Below are 19,860 nucleotides of genomic sequence, written 5' to 3' on the forward strand. Positions count from 1 at the left end.
CAATTAATTTCGATGGATTGAAAGTTTTGTGTCAGTTGCCGATCAAGCTATTTGACCTTGGCACGAAAACGAATAAAGCCATAGGAATTAGGCGGTGTTCCTGAACCTGTAGCGTTAGGAAGACTATTTAATTGAATTAAGACTGCCCCTGAAAGATTATTACTGCTAGTAAGAGGAATTAGATTATTAGTAGTATCGTGTTTCTTACACAGGTTAGCTACAGCAGGATTTGTCCCTAGTGGATAAAAATCTCCTTCATCATCACCAATAGCATTGGACAAATTTTTAGTAGTTGTAGTAGATAAAGCTGTTCCATTTAATAAAGCCATACCGAAATTCGCCGCGTAACTATTGGCTACAAAGGTCATATTATCTGGCACAACATCACAAATGGTGACATTTTTAGCTGCAACATCACCATTAGAGAGAAAATAAATTGTGTATTCTACCTCGTCTCCTGGTTTGATTTGAGGAACACTGATTGCTCCGCGTAAATAATCGTTGGTATTGTTGTTAGGGTTACTATCAGAATCGGGCCACTTAGAATTGTTATCATTAGTTGTGCCAGTATCATCAACAAAATTATTAAATTGAATTGGGTCTGACTGACCTGGGTTAATAGCTGTAATCCGCTTGACAAGAAGTAAGTTGGGATCCGAGGGTATGGGGGCGGTGACTTGTAAGGGAGTCGGATCCTCGTAAGCTGGAGACGTTGGATAATCAGAAGCGATAGATGCTGGGTATGTGGCAGGCAAGTTAGTAATCGAGGCTTGATTGAAATACTCCCCTGGAGTTAAAGTCTTAGAAACGTTCACTTCAGCAGTAATGGTTAGCTTATCTGCACCTATCGTTGCTTGAGTTTGGGCAGGAATGACTAAATTACTAATTTGAATTGTTTGATTATTGTTGCTAAAGCTGACAGTACCAGAACCGTTAGAAACAGTATAGTTGCCATTAAAAGTGCCATTAATAGGATTACCACTACTAACCGTTCTCAGATCGTCTTGGAAAGTTACACCAGTAAGATTTTGTACATTACCAGAAGCAATACTATAAACATACTTTACTACTTCCCCCGCAGGAGAAGTGGTTATCTTGTTTCCATTAAGATCTTGAACATCTTTTTGCATCACTGAAGAAAATAGACAGCTAGCACCATCATGATTTCCGCCTGATGGTGCATTTGTAATTGATGTAGCTCTACCATAGTTGGGACTAGTAGAATCACTATCAACCCGATATAAATTATTATCTGTGTTGCTACGGTAGTAAAGCGTCCCAAAAGAATCAACGAATTGAGAACCTGTATTGTGATTGAATCCCGTTGGGTTAGTTGCTTGACTTATTATTGTCGGGTTATTGCCTGCAACATTTAGAATAACTAAGCGATCGCTAGTTTCATCAATTCCATAAATTCTACCTCCACTCAGACTAGTAGGATCTTTAGGATCGACTGCAAAATCTGTAAAGCTAACACCCGATAACGAACCCGTGCTAAGAATCGTAGGTGGAGATGTATTGACATTGAGCTTGGCAATGTTGCCATTTTGACCAATAACATAAGTACCGTCAGCCAACATAGTCGCAGCAAAGTAATTAGTGATTGCTAGAGTGCCACCGCTACCGTTGGTTGGCTTGCCAATAGAATGCAAGATACCATCACTACCAATTTGAACCACATTACCAGTAGCATAAGGTCCTGATGTAGCAGAACTATTTGTAACAAAACCGTAAAGATAATTGTTTGCTGGGTTATAAGCTAAAGCATTATAACTAAAAGTGTTCGGATATCCACTGGCAGTACTGGTATTTAGTCCTATACGATTAAAAGTGTAATTACTACCCGAACGATTGACACTATAGAGATCTTGAGCAGCACCATTTCCAGCACCAATCGTAATATAAAAAGTGGAGTCACAGCTTAAAGGAGTACCCAAGGGACGATTGCCATCAGGTGCGATCGCAATTTGATAATCTTCTATTTCGCCATTATCTGTACCAGCAGAAGCTCCTGTAGCTGATTCGACTGTAGCTTGAACACTACCTAAACGAAAGCGAGCATAAGTATTCCCAGTAGTCATGCCAGCAGGAGTAGTAAAAGTAACGTTAACGGTTCGGGGATTGGTATTACTAGTAGGGACGGTCACAGTCGCCGATTTTTCTCTTGTGTCGTTAAAATCTCCATCTTTGTTAAAGTCGATATAACCAACTAAATAAGCATTGACCGAAGGAACGTTGTTTCGCACGCTGACGGGGACAGTATAGGTTTGATTAGCTGTCGTGGTTAAGGTAGGAAAACTGCTTACTCCATCTTCATCATCAATACTGGCAGTACTGGTAGTATCGTCTGCGTCAGCAGTACTATTTTGTAAACTACCATCGTCAACATCAATATTGCTGCCTAAACTCAAAACTAGACCTGCCGTATTAATTACAACTTGGGCTGCACCATTATCATTAGCTTTAGTTTGATAATTTCCTGTCGCTGTACCAATACCGGTATCGGGAGCATCACCATAATCATATATTGATATAGATGTTGAGTAATCTTCTACTTCTCCGTCATTAGCAACACCAATAGAACGTTCATCAATATTCGTTGTGCCAGCGTTATCAGTCAAAGTATTATCGGTAGTTAGACGGAAGCGGACATGAGTATTGCCAGGAAGAGTGCCAGTTGGAACAGTCCAGTTAAGACTTCCACTGGTACTACCACTAGCAACCGTAGCACTTTTATACTCTCCTAGTTCAAATTTACCGTTTTTGTTAAAGTCAACCCAGGCGTGTAAGTTAGCGTTATTGCCACTAGTGTTAGTTACAGGGACATTTAGGCTATAGCTACCAAGACTCGGGACATTAGGTAAGGTAGTAAAAGCATCTTCATCATCAGGTGTACCATTACCGTCATCCCCTACTGCTGCTGCACCTGCATCGTTGCCTAGTTGAGTACCTACTTCTTTATCTGGTTTAATAGCACCTAAATATACAGTTGGAGTAGCAAAAATTTCATGGCTAGCATCTCCAAAAGAGCTAGGGGCATCACCATAGTCTACTTCTTTGATCGCCAACTTGTAATCTTCAATTTCTCCGTCTCTCCCTCCCCCTTGGAAGTCGCTGGTTGTGAGCGGATCGCTATTTAAACGGAATCGAGCATAGATATCGCCAACAACTAAACCGCTTAAATTATTCCAAGTTAGTGTAACATCGCTATTGGTATTATTTGGAACAGACTGCACAACTCCCTCACTGGGCTGAAACTGCCCATCCTTGTTAAAGTCAATCCATCCTCCTAATGAAGCTGCTGCGCCCGTTGTATTTTTAACTTTGACGGTAACGGAATAAGTTGTTGCATTCTCTATTAAAGGACTGAAGCTGATTACGCCATCTTCATCATCAGGGGTTGTGCCGTTGATGTCATCGCTATCTGCGTTGACAGAGGGCTGACCGTCAGCGTCAGAGTCAGGAGCATTCACGCCTAGGTGGAGATTAGGGTTAACCAAGTGGCTGGCAGGGATTCCTCCCACTGTAATATCTTTGTTTGTGCCGTAGGTATCAGGAGCATCGGCAAAATCGTTCGCGTCAGAGGTGGCAATAATTGCTTTAGTTGTTTGGAGCTGCGGAGTACCGAAAACCCAGGTATCAATGTAATTACCGTCGCCAATACTACCCATTGCAAAGTTTCCCCAAGTATGAGTTCCAGCAGCAGTTCCAGAAAGGCCACCCACTAGGTTTTTGGTTGCACCAGTTGGATTGGTAATCTTGGTATCATCCCAGAAATTTGAGACAGCCGACCTCGAACTACCATTCCATTTCCAGATAGACAGCCCGTCATTTGTACCGCCACCACTTGTTTCAGCATCATAGGTGACAAAGTGATATTCACCCAGCCCGACAGAAATCTGGACGGGATAAGAACCAGCGTTTAATACTGCATTGTTATCTCCCTGGCCATCCCAGGCAACAGCGTTTGCACCTGAAGTTGCCGAACCAAACAAAACGCGATCGCCCGCCCCAAACACTCCATTTTGATCGGTATCAATGGTGATTTTGTAAGTACCAGCTACGTCTGAATTAAATCTAAAAAACCCTGAATCTTGAACGCTACTAGTTGATGTAGGAGAAATGGTATTGTCTTGTCCTGCATTATCAACAAAATTCAGATTCGAGACTGAAGCAGGTGCAGGCTCTGGAAGGATTGGCGCAACAAAAGAAGATAAATTGGGTGGAGACAGGTAAATAGGATAGCTTTTAGTATAGGCACGCCCAGTACCAGCTGGACCTGGAGAGCTTCCTCGTGAATTGGGAGCATTAAGACCAATTGCATTGGCAATAATTTCATGCCTTTGAGGCGCAAATTTATTTAAGTCCAGTTGCCAAATAAATTCAGTATTTGTCCGTCCTCCTGGTGTTCTGATGTAGAGGTCTGCATCATATGCTCCCGTTGCTTCAAAGGTATTGCCTGCATTAAATGCCCAGCTGGTAGCCCACACTTGACCGTTATTAGCTCTTGGGTCAGGATTAGTCGAGGCGTTGGGCGTAACCGTAACATCAAAATATGTGAGAACATTATCGGTATTATTGGCTGCTAAGCTGTCATTGTATAAACGAATTTCATAGGTGCCAGCTTCAGGGGCAACAAAGCGAATTGGAGTAGAAAGCGTACCAGTGGGTTGAGTTGGCTTACCTTGATTAGTACAAAGCGTTGTTTGAGTAGTGGTTCTGGCATTTCCAGTAGCCAAGCGCCACGCTCCTGCTCCATCAGCAGCAGTAGCATTAAATGCACCAGGGGAATCAGCAGGTACTTGAGTTGTATAATCAATTTCAGTTCCTGATGGGCGGAAAACCTCAACTGCAAGTACGTCTGCGGTATTCCACCCACAAAGTGAGATATTAATGACCTGATTGGCGTTCTCAACATTGACCTTAATAGGTCTTGGCCCTTGATTTGCCTGCACAAAGTTGTTTGTAGCATTGTATTCAAATAAATAAACGTTAAGTCCTTGACTACCGTTACCGAGTTGTTGAGATCCTTCACTTAACGCGGGTAGGGTAAAGCCCAGTGATGCGAATAAAATTAAACCAAAATGAAAGGACGCTTTTCTCTGAATACTTAGCTGATTGTTCATGATCTATTTCAACTGATCTCTACTAGGAAAATGAGGATAAATTTTAGGCATGGAAAACTAAAGGGGGGTGATTTGATTAGAATGAGCTGCGATCGCAGTCAAAAATAAAATATATTGTAAACTCTTGTTTAACTTGCATTTCTTATAAAGTTTTTGGGGTGTTTGCAAAAAATTCATGGCAGTTTGGTTGTAAGTTAAAATTTGAAAAAGCTAAATTAGTTTTTAACATTTTTGTTTTCATTCCAGTTGTAAATCAGCATCCTGATTCTCAAAAATGATGTCTACACCTCGCAGATCGTGAAAAATTACCTCTACCCTGCGGTTGTAGGCATGGTCAACGATAGTATTCCCAGGTTTTTCTAACTTTGATTCACCTAAAGGCAAAATAGCCATCCTGGCGGGATCTACTCCCTGCTGTAAGAGATAGTTGCGAGTCGCATCGGCACGACGACGACTTAAATCCAAGTTGTATTGATCGCTAGCACGAAAGTCTGTATGCCCCTGTAATTCAATCATCATGTAAGGATATAGTTTTAAGACAGTGGCTATTTGATTTAAGACTTTGGCACTAGCAGGGGAAATATTTGCTCGATCTAAAGCAAAGTGGATATTGCGCGGTACATTTAACTTGATCGGCTCTGATGGCTTAATTTCAGGTTGGACAGGGGGTTTAGCTATTTCAACAACAGGTTTAGTAGTGCAGTTGGGTAGACTCAAAGAACGTTCAATAGTTGCCTTAGATTGATTTAAAGAATTTATGGTTGCATTAAAAGCTGGTTCTGATGTGCCGTAATCTGGCTTAGTGGCGATCGCGCTTATGATCGTTCCAGGGGTAAGATTGTCTAAAGTAAAGCTAAATTTGCCATCTCGATCCGCAACTGCTTCCGTCAGAGGTTCACTTAACGGGCCATAATTATCACTTTGGCTAGCTAGAGGACTTTGTTCTTTAATCTTTCTGGGAATACCTAACTTAACTCGATATAAAGTTACTGTTGATCCAGGATCGGCAAGACCATCTATATTGACTTTGCCGTCGATGAGATAAAAGTTTTCACTCAGAAATTGAGGCGCATTAATCGATTTATTAGCAGTGTCCCGTTTACGGTTACGAGAATCACGGGGTGGATTAACCCCATCGCCTAATTGATAAAATACTCTCCCATCTCGATCTCTAGTGTTGAGGTCAATACTTAAACCTTCTAGATCGTTAAAAGTATTATTAGTAATTAAATTTCTGTCACTTTGAGGATAAGCAGTAACCGTTACTCCTGTGCCTGTTTGCCAGCTAATTTGATTATTAGTGACTTGATGATCGTTCCCAATGAGATATACTGCTGCGCTGGGGACTCTACGACCGTTGAATTTAATCGTATTATGATTAATAGCGATCGCACCTTCGGGTTTAAAGAGATAAACACCACTACCGTCATTACCGCAAATTAAGTTATCAGTAATCTGACTGTCTTGAATTTGCCCTTCTAAATAAATAGCGTGGGGCATTCCCTGTAAGCCATTACCGACAATAATATTGGCTTTAATTTGAGTTTTTTGAGCCGTAACCGAAGTGAGAATACCGCTACCGCCATGATGATAGATACGGTTGCGTTGAATCTTAGTATTTACCCCATCAAAGAGCCAGATCCCAAAACTAGAAGGAATACTGTTTAGAGATTCATCAGGCGGTAATCCCAGCCAATTATCAATAATTTCCACGTTTTGAGGAGGATGATCGGGAAGAAAAGCTGATAGATCCTCGCTCACAGGTAAACGAGAACCAATTACAATATCCGCACCTGGGGTAGTATCCGTAGGCTGATTAGGCTGGCTAAAACCATGGATACTTAAGCCTTTAACCGTAATGCGATCGCCCGAAATCGTTAAACCTCGAAAGACATTTTTGCCTTCGGCTGCGGTGAGACTAACTACAGGAATAGGGATGGGAATTTCAACTGTAGCGATTTTCTTCGAGTCGTAGTTTGGGTGAGTCGTACCATCAATGACTAAACCAGGACTTAATAGAGGTGGCAAAGTCTCTTGTAACTCAATTTTAATAGGTGCAGCTAAAGCAAATTCAATCTGAGATGCTTGCGGTTGATTAATGACAGTGACTTGTTTTTGCTCAGCAGCACTTAAATCATCCCAGGTTAGGGTATTATTAACGATTTCAATAGCTTCTCTGAGGGTTAATGACTGATCGGGGTTAATGGTATCGCGATCGCTATTTACTAAAATTCGATAAGATTGCAAGTTGGTCTGTGCTGTAACAGTTTGTCCTGAAAAGATTGCTACACCACTAACAGTTAAAACCGTTAACAGGACTTGGGATATTAAATTGTGTTTGTCTCTGTTAATGTTCATTTTACTACCTACTACCTACTACCTACTACCTACTACCTACTACCTACTACCTACTACCTATTCCCATTACTTCTTCTTCGGAATCACCTCTGGAGGCGACGGGGGTTGATGTTGTCCAAAACCGTCTAGTAGGCTATTTAATTTCATCGTCACACCCACATATGCACCTCCAGCCGAACGTGTACCCGTAAAGTCTTCATCATCAGCACTACCAAAGACGTAGCCTGTAGAGATTCTCAATTCAGGAGTGAGATAATAACCTGCTTCCAGGACAAATCCTGATTCGGTATAGCCTGCGGAGGGTTGCCAGATCGTGCGCCCTTCTACTGCCAAATCTATGTGGTAGTTCAGGCGATAGGTAGCGCGTAATTGACCCAGAGAGATATTGCTGCTGCCAACGAAATCATCAGCCAGGAAAGTTTTGCTGTTGCGAAAGGCGTATTTTCCGTAAAATTCCCAGCGCCAATTGGGAGCGTAAATTGCCTCGATGCCAAATAAATGTTCTTGAGAACCAGTTCCTTTGCCTAAAAGCAGCGTTTCGGGAATAGTGCCGCCGTTTTCTTCATATTCGTAACGCAACAGGGCATTAAAGTTATCTTGTTTGGGATTGCGATAGGCTAGACCTAAACGTATATTTCTAGTAGTACCGATATCAAAGGTTTGGTTGGCAGAACTGGCTTGGTTATAGCTAAATAAACTAGTTAGACTGGAAGAAAGTTTGCCTGTGACATCGGCAGTAATTACGGTGTTGCCCCCGCCAGAATTATCGCTGTGTTGCCATTTAGCACTAGCAGTAAAATCAGGATTATCTGTATATTCAATCCCGATACTGTAAGTCGAACCAGAACTAAAGCCTAGAGATGAAGATCCTTGCCCGACGGCAAAAGGTTGAGCATATTGGATGCCAGAACCAATAGTATCAAAACCGCTAAAAGTATGTTCGTAATCTAAATCTAAGTTAAGACCAGGTGCAATAGTTATTTTTTGCTGTAAGCCGATCGCGCCGATATTACTAACGCCACTGATTCCGTTGGTGAGAGAATATCTGCCTGTGAGGGTAGCGTTTGCCCAGGGTTCGTATTCTCCTTGAATCCCAAAGCTGGTTAAGGATTCTCCTGCTAGTTCACCTCTAGTAAACCATTGCTGATTAAGAACTAAACTTAAACCTTTGTAGAATTCCCAATCTAAACCCAAGCCAGTACGGTCAGAAAATACGGCATCGGTATTATCAGAAAGAGTTATTTCATTGAAAGCTTGAAAGTTTAATTTATCGATAATGGGAATTGAAAACCGCGATCGCAATTGCGTTGAAGTACTGTTTAAAGCGCCTGGAGATTTACGATCCGTGCGATCGCGCCAGGTAAGATCGATTCCCAGATCCGCCTTGCCTATTTTTTGCTCAACTCCTGCGGTAATAGTCGATAAGCTATTATCTTGCTGATTACCAGGCACAGGATCAAAACCACTATCTAAGAATTCTGCTAATTCATCGAGGGGACGGGGAGAAACTCCTTTATTATCTTGATGTTCATAACTAAACTGAAGTTTAGTATGGCGAGCAATCTGTGCCTCAATTTGGCTTCCATAAGTGATCTGACCAGGAACAAAGCTTAAGGTGGCATTATTAGCAAAACCTTCATCGATATCACGATAATAAACTCGTCCTTGTAGATAATCATTAAACTTGACTTCTCCTTCAAAACGATAGGCTGAACCATCTGCTTCGGCAAACACAGTCTGATTATCCGACTGGGCATATTCGGCAATCAATTTACCCCACTCACCCAGAGAAAAATAACCATCCACACCCCAGAGAGAAAAATCCTGATCGCCACGATCTTCGTTGAGATAGCTTGCACCGATCCAACTAGGGGTTTCTAAGTCACGGTTGAAATGATAGCGTCCTCTCGCGCCTACCAGACTAGCTTCATTGGCTTCAACCTCAAATTGATAGGTAGCAATAATCCGACGGACTAAAATATTACCATTCTGATTGACTTGAGTACGTAAGACAGGATCTTTAAACAGCAAAGTGCCTCGGTCATAGTCAATTTCATAATCCAAACCCAAACTAAGACGTTGACGAGTAACCACCTTGCCAGGATCGTTAAGGGGAGATAGTTCTAGATAAATATCTTCTGACCCAGGAATTAACAAACGACGAGAGAAAAAGTAAAAACCAGAAGTACCATCAGGGGCGATCGCATCTCGTTGAAAACCTTCAACGCTGTTGGCATAAAGAGCATTGAATTGGAAATCACCCAGATTGTAATTGGCTTTAAATCCGTGTAGCTGTCGAGAAATACCGCTAAACTCCTGAGATTCGGTGCTAAATTCTTCGGTGTCATAATCACCCCACATAAAATAGTCGGGATCAGCAAATTCAATCCTGGGACTTCGTTCTAAACGTAGATAAAGGCTATCTGTAGAAGGGGTGGTCGCCTCTGTAGTGGAACTATCGCCATAAACGGGATAATTTGACTCACTTTGATCGTAAGTTCGAAAAATGCGAGTTTCTCCGTCTTTGTCTTCGTTCAGAGGGCGATCGCTATTAAACGCTCCTGTATAACTCCATTTACCAAAACTACCTGTGATAAAAGCTGCTGAACTAAAATCGATCTCTGCACCATTATTGTGATCTAAGGGTAGAAAATCCCGCAGACTATCGTAATAGTTAATCCCGCCAGCACCAATCCTCAAATCCGCAAAACCAGTTAACAGAGGTTTTTCCCTTAGGGTAGTTTTAAACTGAGTCTGGGTATAGGCTTCTAATTGTCTAGCTTTCGCCTGAATTCTAACCGTCTTGGCATCATACCCAGCCTGGAGAGATGCGGTAAACTCGCCTTTTTCGGGTTTAACCTGAAATCCTGGGCGATCTGGATCGACATCTGTACCGACAAATTTACCTGCACTGCTATTGAGGGTAACAATTTCATTCCAGGGTGTAGTAGTCCCCTGTCCATCAACATATCGACCTTGAACGGTGGCGATCGCCTGACCATCAGCAGGAATTTCTGTTTCGACTGTTTCTACTTGTAAAGCCTCTGGTCTACCAGGTACAGTAATCTTGATTGCCGTTTCAATATACTTAACTCCATCGGTAGTAGATAAAATACTTAAAGTATTTACTCCCGTCTTGAAAATCACCCCATACCAAGTTTGAGTAACTACATGGGAAACAGGATGTAATTCCGTCCGTCCTACTTGGGCAGTGTCAACGGATTTACCGTTAACTTGCAAAATAACTGAAGTAGATTCAGGATACTGAATTATGACGCTACTATGAATTGTTTCTAAAGTTGCATTAGCAGCAGGAGTGAGAATTTTTACTGGTGATTCTGTGGGGGAGGGGGGCGTTATTTCTGGATTAACAGGTTGTTGAGCGTTATTTTCCGTTGTTGTTGCTGATTTTTTGACGGCATTTGCTGATCGAGAAACATCTTTAACCATTACTTGGCGATCGGTTTTAGTCTTGATTCCATCTTGGGAAGCAATCACGCTGAGGGTATTTGTGCCCTTTTTTAACTCTGCACCTTGCCAAGTTTGGGTAATTAAATTTCTTTTACTATCAAGGCTTTGCTGAGTGATCGCCGAGTCGGCTAATTCTGCACCATTAACCTGAAGTTTGACTGAGGCAGTAGGTGGATATTGGATCGTTACTGAGTCATTATTGTGACTACTTAAAATTACTCCAGGTGCGGGAGAAATAATTTGTACCTGTTTAAGGGTTAGTCTGGTGGCAATTTCTCTTTTGTCTGGAGGGTTGATGATTGGCTCTGACTGAGGTGTAGCTTCTCGATCCTTCTTGGCATCAGGTATGATGATTCTCCAATCGTCAGGATTTGCCAAGCTCAATTGTTCTGCATCAAGTTCTGACCAGGTTTGCGCAATTAGCTGCTGTTGCTGGGGGTTAAGTTGATTGATTAATAAGCTTTGGGACTCAACAGAGGTATTACTAATCTGAGGCTGTGGATTAGGAGTTGCTAAACTCAGGCGATTACCCTTCGGGTATGCTTCGCGATCGCTATCTAAATCTGACCAAGTTTGCGCAATTAGTTGTTGTTGTTCGAGATTTAACTGATTAATTAATAAAGTTTCTGATTCAATTTCAGGCTGTTGATTGGGAGTTGCTACACTAAGGCGATTACCCTTCGGGTATGCTTCGCGATCGCTATCTAAATCTGACCAAGTTTGCGCAATTAGTTGTTGTTGTTCGAGATTTAACTGATTAATTAATAAAGTTTCTGATTCAATTTCAGGCTGTTGATTGGGAGTTGCTACACTAAGGCGATTACCCTTCGGGTATGCTTCGCGATCGCTATCTAAATCTGACCAAGTTTGCGCAATTAGTTGTTGTTGTTCGAGATTTAACTGATTAATTAATAAAGTTTCTGATTCAATTTCAGGCTGTTGATTGGGAGTTGCCAAACTGAGGGGATTACTATCTAAATCTGACCAGGTTTGTGCAATTAACTGTTGTTGTTCTAGATTTAACTGATTGATTAATAAAGTTTCTGATTCAATTTCAGGCTGTTGATTGGGAGTTGCCAAACTGAGGCGATTACCCTTCGGGTATGCTTCGCGATCGCTATCTAAATCTGACCATGTTTGCGTAATTAACTGTTGTGGCTGGGAGAATAAACTAGGGGTTTGACTAGTAACTAAGGACTCTTTTCTAGTTTGGGCTTGGGCGATCGCCGTATAAAAAACTAGACTAAAAACGGCAGCCATAAAAGTAACTAGCTGGAGCGATAGGTTGTATTTTTGGCTGGTTTTAACTTTCATAAACTAGATGATGGAAAACATTTTAATTAGCGATCTATTTATTTAGAATCAAAATTATGGTTATTTTTAAGAGATTTTGGCGATTTATGCTTACTTTTGGTTTCTTGTTCCGCAGCCGTAGGAGTAACAGCAAAATTCATCCTGACCATACTTCCTGGGGCTAAATTGACTAGTCTGGAGACGCTATTGCCCTCGCTAAAACGTAAATTGGGAGCAAGACGATATTCGGGAATGCTGGTTAAATCGAGTATTCCTGTGTGATGTCCAGGCAAGACATTGGTGACGGAAAATAGACCTTCCGCATCGGTAATCACGCGATTGCCATCTTCGAGATAAATAACCGCGTTGGGAATTCCTGGTTCTCCAGCTTGCTGCTGACCATCAAAGTTTTTATCGACAAATACTCGACCCAACAAAATTCCTGCATCGGCAAGAATTCCTGATTCAATTCGCAGCTTATGAATGGCGGGCCCATCTTTAACAGTTAGACGGTTATCAATGCGTTGAGCATTGACGATCGCCGAATTTTCTCCTGAACCCCGTAAAGCATTAGGAGTAACTTGGACAGCATAAACGAGATTGACAATTCCTCCAGAAGGCAAAGTTGTATTAACAGCAAAATTGACTAGGGAATTATTTTGAGTCGTGGTAATGTCAACTAATTTTGATTCGCTTTCACCACGGACACTATCTGCCTCTAAGCGAAAACCAGCAGGTAGAGTATCGGCGACTTGAAAGTTAGTCAGGGGAACAGAAGCCAGATTGCGAATTGCCAAACGGTATAAAACAATATCCCCAGGTTCAGCCGCAGCGCGATCGCCTGTTTTGGTAATCGAAATTTCCTGGGCATCACAAATATTGGTAGCTAAATCTAGTACTGCTAGGTTTAAACCGACTCTTTCTGCATCTTCGATTAACAGGATTTCTCCTGTAATCGTTGTTTGACCATCAGAAGCGTTAATCTGTCTACCATCAAGGGAAGTAGCAGTATATTGAACTATTCTGTCTGTGCGATCGCCAATGGTAATCTTGACCTGTCTTTGGTCATAAATAGAATTCTCGCCAGGATCGACCACCAAAATATAATTTCTGCCACGGTCTAATTGCCCTTTTTCTTCATCAAACAAGAAGCTATATTTACCGCGATCGCTATTGGTCAGAAAAAAAGGATTACTGTTTTCAATATTTGGTTTAATACCAGGGGAAATATTATTATTTGGCTCGTCTGGTAATTCAGTAGTAGTTAAGGGTGTTATTCCTCCAGGTTCACTCTGGGTAGGATCGTTAGCAGCCAGATCGTATAAAGCAACGGAAAAACCCTGATAATCCGCTAAGATTTCCCCTGCACAGCCACTAATTTCACCTCTGGGGTCAATTAATTCATTTTTATCAGGAGTAATCTCAGGTAAGATACTTAGGGTTTGTTGTGAATTGCGATCGCCACAGTCAGTTTGTAAATCAATCCCAATTGCCGAAATCTGATTTTCAGATAGAGCGGTTACTTCAACCTGAACTTCTAAGATTAATGATTGTTTTCCAGGGATGGAGACATCTTGAGCGGTATCAGTAATGGTTTTGCTTGCTTCGGGTTCGGCTGTTGCCAAACGATAAATAATGCCCGTAACCTTGCCAGCCCCAGTCAAGCCATTTTCGCTAATGGTTTGAATATTGGGCAGTTTGATACTTGCAGTCTGGTCACTCTCATTGGCAAGCTGGAATTTAAACCGCAGCTTACTTCCAGGAGTTAGTTTGGTGGGCTGTTTTTGACGAATCTGATTGAGTTCTAACTCTAGCTGTGCTTGAAAAGAAGTAAGTTGAGCCTTGGCTTCTGGTCTAGTCAGCTTGGCTGCTGCGATCGCCTGTTGAACTTGCTCAATAAAACTACCTTCCTCTTTAGAAGTGAGCTTTATTTGACTAAGAGTTTCAATCTCTGTTTCCCTAAGACCCAATGCCTGTAAACTAGATACTTGCAATCCTGCCAGACTAGTTAATAGTTGCGAATCAGGAATTTGGGTAATGATTGCTTGGTTTTCTTTGCCTACCTGCTTAATCACAGATTCTTTAATGGCTGCTGCTAACTCTATCGAAGTAGAATCAACGGGCAAGGCTGCCCAACGGGAGATGGTGACGATCGCTGCTTGGTTAGCTGCTGTTTCTTTTAAACCCTGTTGTTTAAATTGCTCAATTAAGCTACTGGCAATGATTCCCAATGCACTGACTAAGTTTCCTTTTGCATCCTCTACGCCTTGGTTACTAACCTGAATTTTTGACGGAGACTGAGGGAGCAAACTGATTTCAAGTACAGTATTAGAAACATGAGAAACTACAGCTTTTTGTTGATTAGAATCATCTGATAATTCATGATTAGCGATCGCTGTATTAATAATTTCTTGATTATTGCCCACAGAACAACTCAAAACTGTTTGAGCCATAACCTGCTTGCTTCTCAGCGGTAACCAAGGAGCGGTAAGCATCATGACGATTAAAATACGGGCAATTTTGGGACTCGATTTAGTGATGCTAAAAAAGCAAAAATTAAACACAATTCTTTTCTCAACTGCAAGTATGTCCAGCACAATCTAGGGTGGGCATTGCCCACCTCTTTAGAACAAAGTAGTAAATCAAAATGTGAGGATCGAAAGCTAAAAACTAAAAATTAAAAACTATGAGCATTACTACTACCAGCTTTTATATATTTAATTAATCCTCAACGACTTTACTGCACTTGCACTTCATACATTGCTGTAGCCCCTGCTTCTGGTGTTACCGTAGGAAACTGCCACCGAATATGGGTATAGGCTTCTGGTGGTGCAGGACGCTCAACTACTGTGCCATCTTCCTGGGTAATTTTAATTTTTGGTTCAGCTACAAAACTTTTACCCTGGTCGGTACTATAGGTAATCTTGGCCTGGTTTTTACTGCTAGCAGAATTAAGCTTGTAAACCATTTGGGCAGCAATTGGCTGGGTAACAGCTAGATTATTCGCGACACTTGACCCAGAGTTTTCACCAACAATGGTGTAGCGCAAAATATCTCCAGGGGCGACTTTGGCATTATCTTCCAAATTTTGCCAAGTGACCTGTTGCTTACCATCAACCGTAGCGCTAATCTGTTGTTTAGCTACTACTAAATTGAGTATAATCTCTGGCTTTTCGGCAGCTTGGGCAATAATTTCACCTGGATTAGGAATATCTGCTGCTGCGGGAAGATTATTGAGTAAGGGTAGGATTACTGCTAATCCCATAGTGCCAATACTCAATAACTTGTATAGACCTTTCATATTGCTATTTCTCTGATAATTGCTATAGTGAACAGTGAACAAATCCCCTGGGTCGATAGATAGAGAATTTTTCCTTCTATAAACCCAGTTTTTCTATTTATGGGGTAAGTGTCTTAATATCACTTGCGTCAGTTACTTTGCGTTGGAAAGTAAATGTTCCACTAACTCCTGGAGCAACATTAGCAACTGTGTCTATATAGCTGGTTACTAGTTTATCTGTAGTACTACTAGCTGTACTACCAGTAGTACCTTTAAAGTAAGTAATAGTTCCGCTATTAGAGTCTTGGGCGCTACTGGGTACGTGCAGAGTATCGATAATTGTGTCACCGTCGTCAGGGGAAGTCGTGTCTAATGCCCAGTTATTAGCTCCTACTGTACCATTCTCTATAATGCGCACATCGTTAGCCTGAAGCAAGACACTATTAGCACCAGTTGCTTGAGGATCAGATATGTTACTGTAGGCAACTTGGTACTCAATTATGTCTCCAGGTGCAGGCTTTTTGTTAGCATCTGGGTCATTAAAGTTCATTCCTGTAACTAATGAATATTGACCACTAGCGTTAGCTCTTAAAACACGAGCTTTTTTAACTAGTTTGAGATAGCCAGCATAAACTTGGTTAACGGTAACGTTATAAGTATCTTGTGTAGTTAAACCATTACCAGCAGTATAACTAGCACTTGGAAGTAAACCAGTACCAGTGTTGTTGCTGTCTTTATAAGCAGCAATAGGTACGGGATAACCACCAATGTTTTCGCCTGAACCATTATCACTGGTTGATAATTCTGTTCCATCAGGCAGATTGATTGCAACAGTATAGTTGATAGATGCGTTGGCATTAATACTGGGAACAGTAATTGGAGTACCACCACTTAACGTAAAGCTTCCAGTTCCAGTATTGTCGTAGGTATATGTCGCACTAACTCCACTATAAGTAATAGTAACTTCAGTGCCGTTAGGTAAGCTTGCTGCTGTTCCTCCCAAAGTTAAAGCCTCAGGGCTAATAGGTTGCAGAATGACGTTAGTTATCTGTGCAGCAGTAGGATTCTTAACGGTGTTGGTAAAGGTAATAGAGTCAGGATCGTAGGTTTGAGCCTGAGTAGTGCCAGTTACAGCAGGAGTTGCTACACCTAAATTTTGGAAATCATGGTTATCATCCGCAGTAGTCGCACCAAAAATACCGCCAATTGCATCGGGTAGATTTGCTGGTCCATTACGCAGATTAGAAGCGACAGCAGGAGGTGTTACCCTAACTTTGTTAACCTCACCACCAGGAGTTCCCGTAGCAGTGTTGTTGTTGTTTACATCGACGTTATTCTCGTTATTACCAGGATTAGCTACACCAAACGCATTATTGCTATCTCCAACAGTTTCATCTGGGCCACTAGTACCATCATCATTGAAGTTATTGGGGTTTTCGTCACCAGATTCATCAAAGGTGATTGCCCCTGTAACCCCTGCACCACCATTATCAGTACTACCAAAGGTCTGCGCCATGTTATAGATACTGGTAGCTGTGTTAGTTAAACTACTAGTAACAACTTTAAAACTAAAGCCTGTTTGGGTAGTACCAGCAGCAATTTTATTGGTACTAGCATCGTATACCCAACCTACACGAGTAATCGCACCAGTTAAAGCAGTAGCATCTGTCTCCCATTCCGCTTTTTCAGGAGCAACAGTTAAAACATCATCTGTATAAACTCTTGTCCAACCATTAGGTGCAGTGACATCTGCACCAACAGTGGCTTTGTCTAAGGTTGTATCTTTAGGTATCGCATCTGAAATCAAGATTAGATTGCTTTCACTTGTGATTCCAGCACCAGTAAAGCTTCCTGGATTTGCACCGCTATAATCACGACCTTCTAAAGCTGCTGGATTGTAGGTGAAATTATTGTAGCCAGCTAACTTTTGATTGAGAACATCTAACTCTAAGTTGTAGGTAATTACATTATCACTAAGAGAGCTAGCATCAGCACCATTAGTAAATCCAGCATTAGTTTTTCTAATTCTAGTTAAAGCCAGAGGATTAGAACCTACAGTTACCGTGTTAGTTGCACTAGCTTCCCTTTGTCCGTTCACAGGATCGCCAGTAACAGTTGCCGTAGTTGAAGTTAAGGTACGGACATCTTGGTCTTGAGGATCGTTTGCACCACCCGCATCAGGTTGGTTTTGAGTACCAGGAAAATCTGGACTATTAATATCGGCAGTGTTATTACCAGTATCCCCTAAGCGTACGCTGATAGTGTCACCTGTAGTAACCGTACTAGAAACAGTACCAGTAACACGGACGATAATCGAGGTATTTAGGGCAACGTTAGGAACAATACCATCGGCAGGTCGATTGATAAATGAAGTACCACCATTAGTACTGTATTGAACTGAAGAAGCAGAGTTGGGATCGACAGTTACGTTCTGGGCATTCCCATTAATCTTAGTAGCGTCAGGAACAAAGATATTGGTTGCGTCATTACCTGTGTTGGTAATTAAAAAGTCGAAGCTAATAGTTTCTTCAGGTAAAACTGAACCCCCATTACTATCAACCAAACCATTAGGTACATTAGTAATACCTGCAATTTTACCAACTGTTACTGTAACTTCGTTAGAAATAGCATTATATGGAGTACCAGCTTCGTTTTCATAAGTAGCTGTGGCAGTGTTTTTGAGGCTGACACCTGCATTAGTGCCGACGGCAAATACGGGTAGAGAAAATTGAAATAGACTGGCTGTTGCTAAGGCTACACCAATCAATGGAAAATAGTATTTATTTCTGGTTAAGCTATGCTGATTCATAGAAATTATTAGACCAATAATTTTTGAGATTAGAATATTACGCTCTTATTATTGTCAAGAGCGTATATAGAAAATACAAATTAAGAAATTACAATTTAGCTAGACAGCTATTTTTGAGCGTATATAGTCTAAAAATTACAATAACTAATTTCTTTATGACAAAATGACAACTTATTTCGAATGCCTGTTTCTATCATAGAATAAAGCTTTAGACTATATTTTGGTTACGTATTTTTACTACTTAATAGATATTTATCTATCAAGTATCTAAATTAAAACTTAGTAAAGTTTAAAATGCCATTTGTATATTTACGCAAATATTTATGCAAATACTGAATAGCTTTTAATTATTCACTTAATTTAAATAGTCAATTAGTTATAGCCGTACAAAGTTAGCGGCGCGTTTTTGGTAAGAGTATTCTTGCCAAAAAGCCGCCTTAGGTAGTAGGTAGTAAATGTCCTAAGTAGTCGTGGAAAATTAATTTCCTAGTTGAAATTGGGTAAAGGGAAAGGGGGAAAGGGAAAAGGTGAATAATAATGTGTAATTAATTTTGTTTAGGCACTTAACTTAAATACGTATTGCTATATAAGTAGCTATGGCAAATGAATTAGAAGATGGTTTTGTAGGGAGTTAAGCAATACTTCTCGTTTAACAATTTAATTAAATAACTGGGAAATTAGGGTATTAAAGGATTAATTATCTCCCTATTTCTTTATCTCTCCAAACAAGAAGTATTGAAAAACGATCGCTTGAACATCAATTTTTTAACCAAAGCTTAGGGCTTATAGCTAACCGCTTCGCGGTTTAAATAGAAGTTAATTTTTGAATGATGAAAGGGGTAATTTCTGGCAAAGGTAAAATATGTTGAACTGCCCCCAATTCAATTGCTTCTTTGGGCATCCCAAAGATCACCGAGGTTTCTCGATCTTGGGCAATGGTTAGTCCCCCTGCTTGCCGAATCATTTGCATTCCTGCTGCGCCATCTTTGCCCATACCAGTTAATAATACAGCGATCGCATGACGATCGTAAACCCGTGCTACAGATTTGAAGGTGACATCGACTGCGGGGCGATGACCGCCAAGAGGAGGAGAATCTGAACAGACGAACTGCCCTTGGCTATTTAATTCTAGGTGTTTTTTTTCTGGTGGAAAGTAAATTGTTCCTGGTTGAGGAGTAATCCCAGAAAGAGCTATTTTAATTGGTAACCCAGAGGTAAGACTCAGCCACTGAATTAAACCATCAAGAAAACCCTGGCTAATATGCTGCACGCAGACAATCGGTACAGAAAAATTAGCTGGCAAACTGGCAAAGATTGTTTGTAAAGCTTGAGGTCCTCCCGTAGAAGTGCCGATCGCAATTATTTTGATTTCTGAAGTATTATTGCTAGGAGTCTGTTGCCTAATATATGGCGACAACTCAGATTTAAGACTTGCTTGAGGAGTGCGTCTAAATACTTTGACTCCAGCCAAAATTTTAATTTTATTGATTAACTTTAAGTGATTGATTTGAGATTCTGGGTCG

The 19,860-nt window shown here is 41.1% G+C and carries 7 protein-coding genes; all 7 read right to left on the bottom strand.

Going from position 1 to position 19,860, the window contains the following annotated elements:
* Nucleotides 1–47: 47 nt before the first annotated feature.
* A complete protein-coding gene (locus tag C7B62_RS14220) occupies nt 48–5,126 on the bottom strand; it encodes a DUF11 domain-containing protein (RefSeq protein ID WP_106237468.1) in 5,079 nt (1,692 codons plus the stop codon).
* Between the two features lie 237 nt (nt 5,127–5,363).
* Complete coding sequence (locus tag C7B62_RS14225) at nt 5,364–7,484, bottom strand: OmpA family protein (RefSeq protein WP_106237471.1); 2,121 nt, start codon at nt 7,482–7,484, stop codon at nt 5,364–5,366.
* A gap of 66 nt (nt 7,485–7,550) precedes the next feature.
* Nucleotides 7,551–12,269, bottom strand: a complete 4,719-nt coding sequence (locus tag C7B62_RS14230) for a hypothetical protein (RefSeq protein ID WP_199194199.1) — start codon at nt 12,267–12,269, stop codon at nt 7,551–7,553.
* A gap of 38 nt (nt 12,270–12,307) precedes the next feature.
* Nucleotides 12,308–14,812 carry a DUF11 domain-containing protein gene (locus tag C7B62_RS14235; protein WP_106237475.1) on the bottom strand — a complete coding sequence of 835 codons (2,505 nt, stop codon included), beginning with the start codon at nt 14,810–14,812 and terminating at the stop codon, nt 12,308–12,310.
* 173 nt (nt 14,813–14,985) lie between these two features.
* A complete protein-coding gene (locus C7B62_RS14240) occupies nt 14,986–15,549 on the bottom strand; it encodes a DUF11 domain-containing protein (protein WP_106237478.1) in 564 nt (187 codons plus the stop codon).
* A gap of 97 nt (nt 15,550–15,646) precedes the next feature.
* Nucleotides 15,647–18,337 carry a hypothetical protein gene (locus C7B62_RS14245; RefSeq protein ID WP_106237484.1) on the bottom strand — a complete coding sequence of 897 codons (2,691 nt, stop codon included), beginning with the start codon at nt 18,335–18,337 and terminating at the stop codon, nt 15,647–15,649.
* Between the two features lie 805 nt (nt 18,338–19,142).
* On the bottom strand, nt 19,143–19,860 hold a 718-nt coding region (locus C7B62_RS14250), incomplete at its 5' end, for a CheB methylesterase domain-containing protein (RefSeq protein WP_106237488.1).

It is taken from the genome of Pleurocapsa sp. CCALA 161 (assembly GCF_003003995.1).
Taxonomy (GTDB): domain Bacteria; phylum Cyanobacteriota; class Cyanobacteriia; order Cyanobacteriales; family Xenococcaceae; genus Waterburya.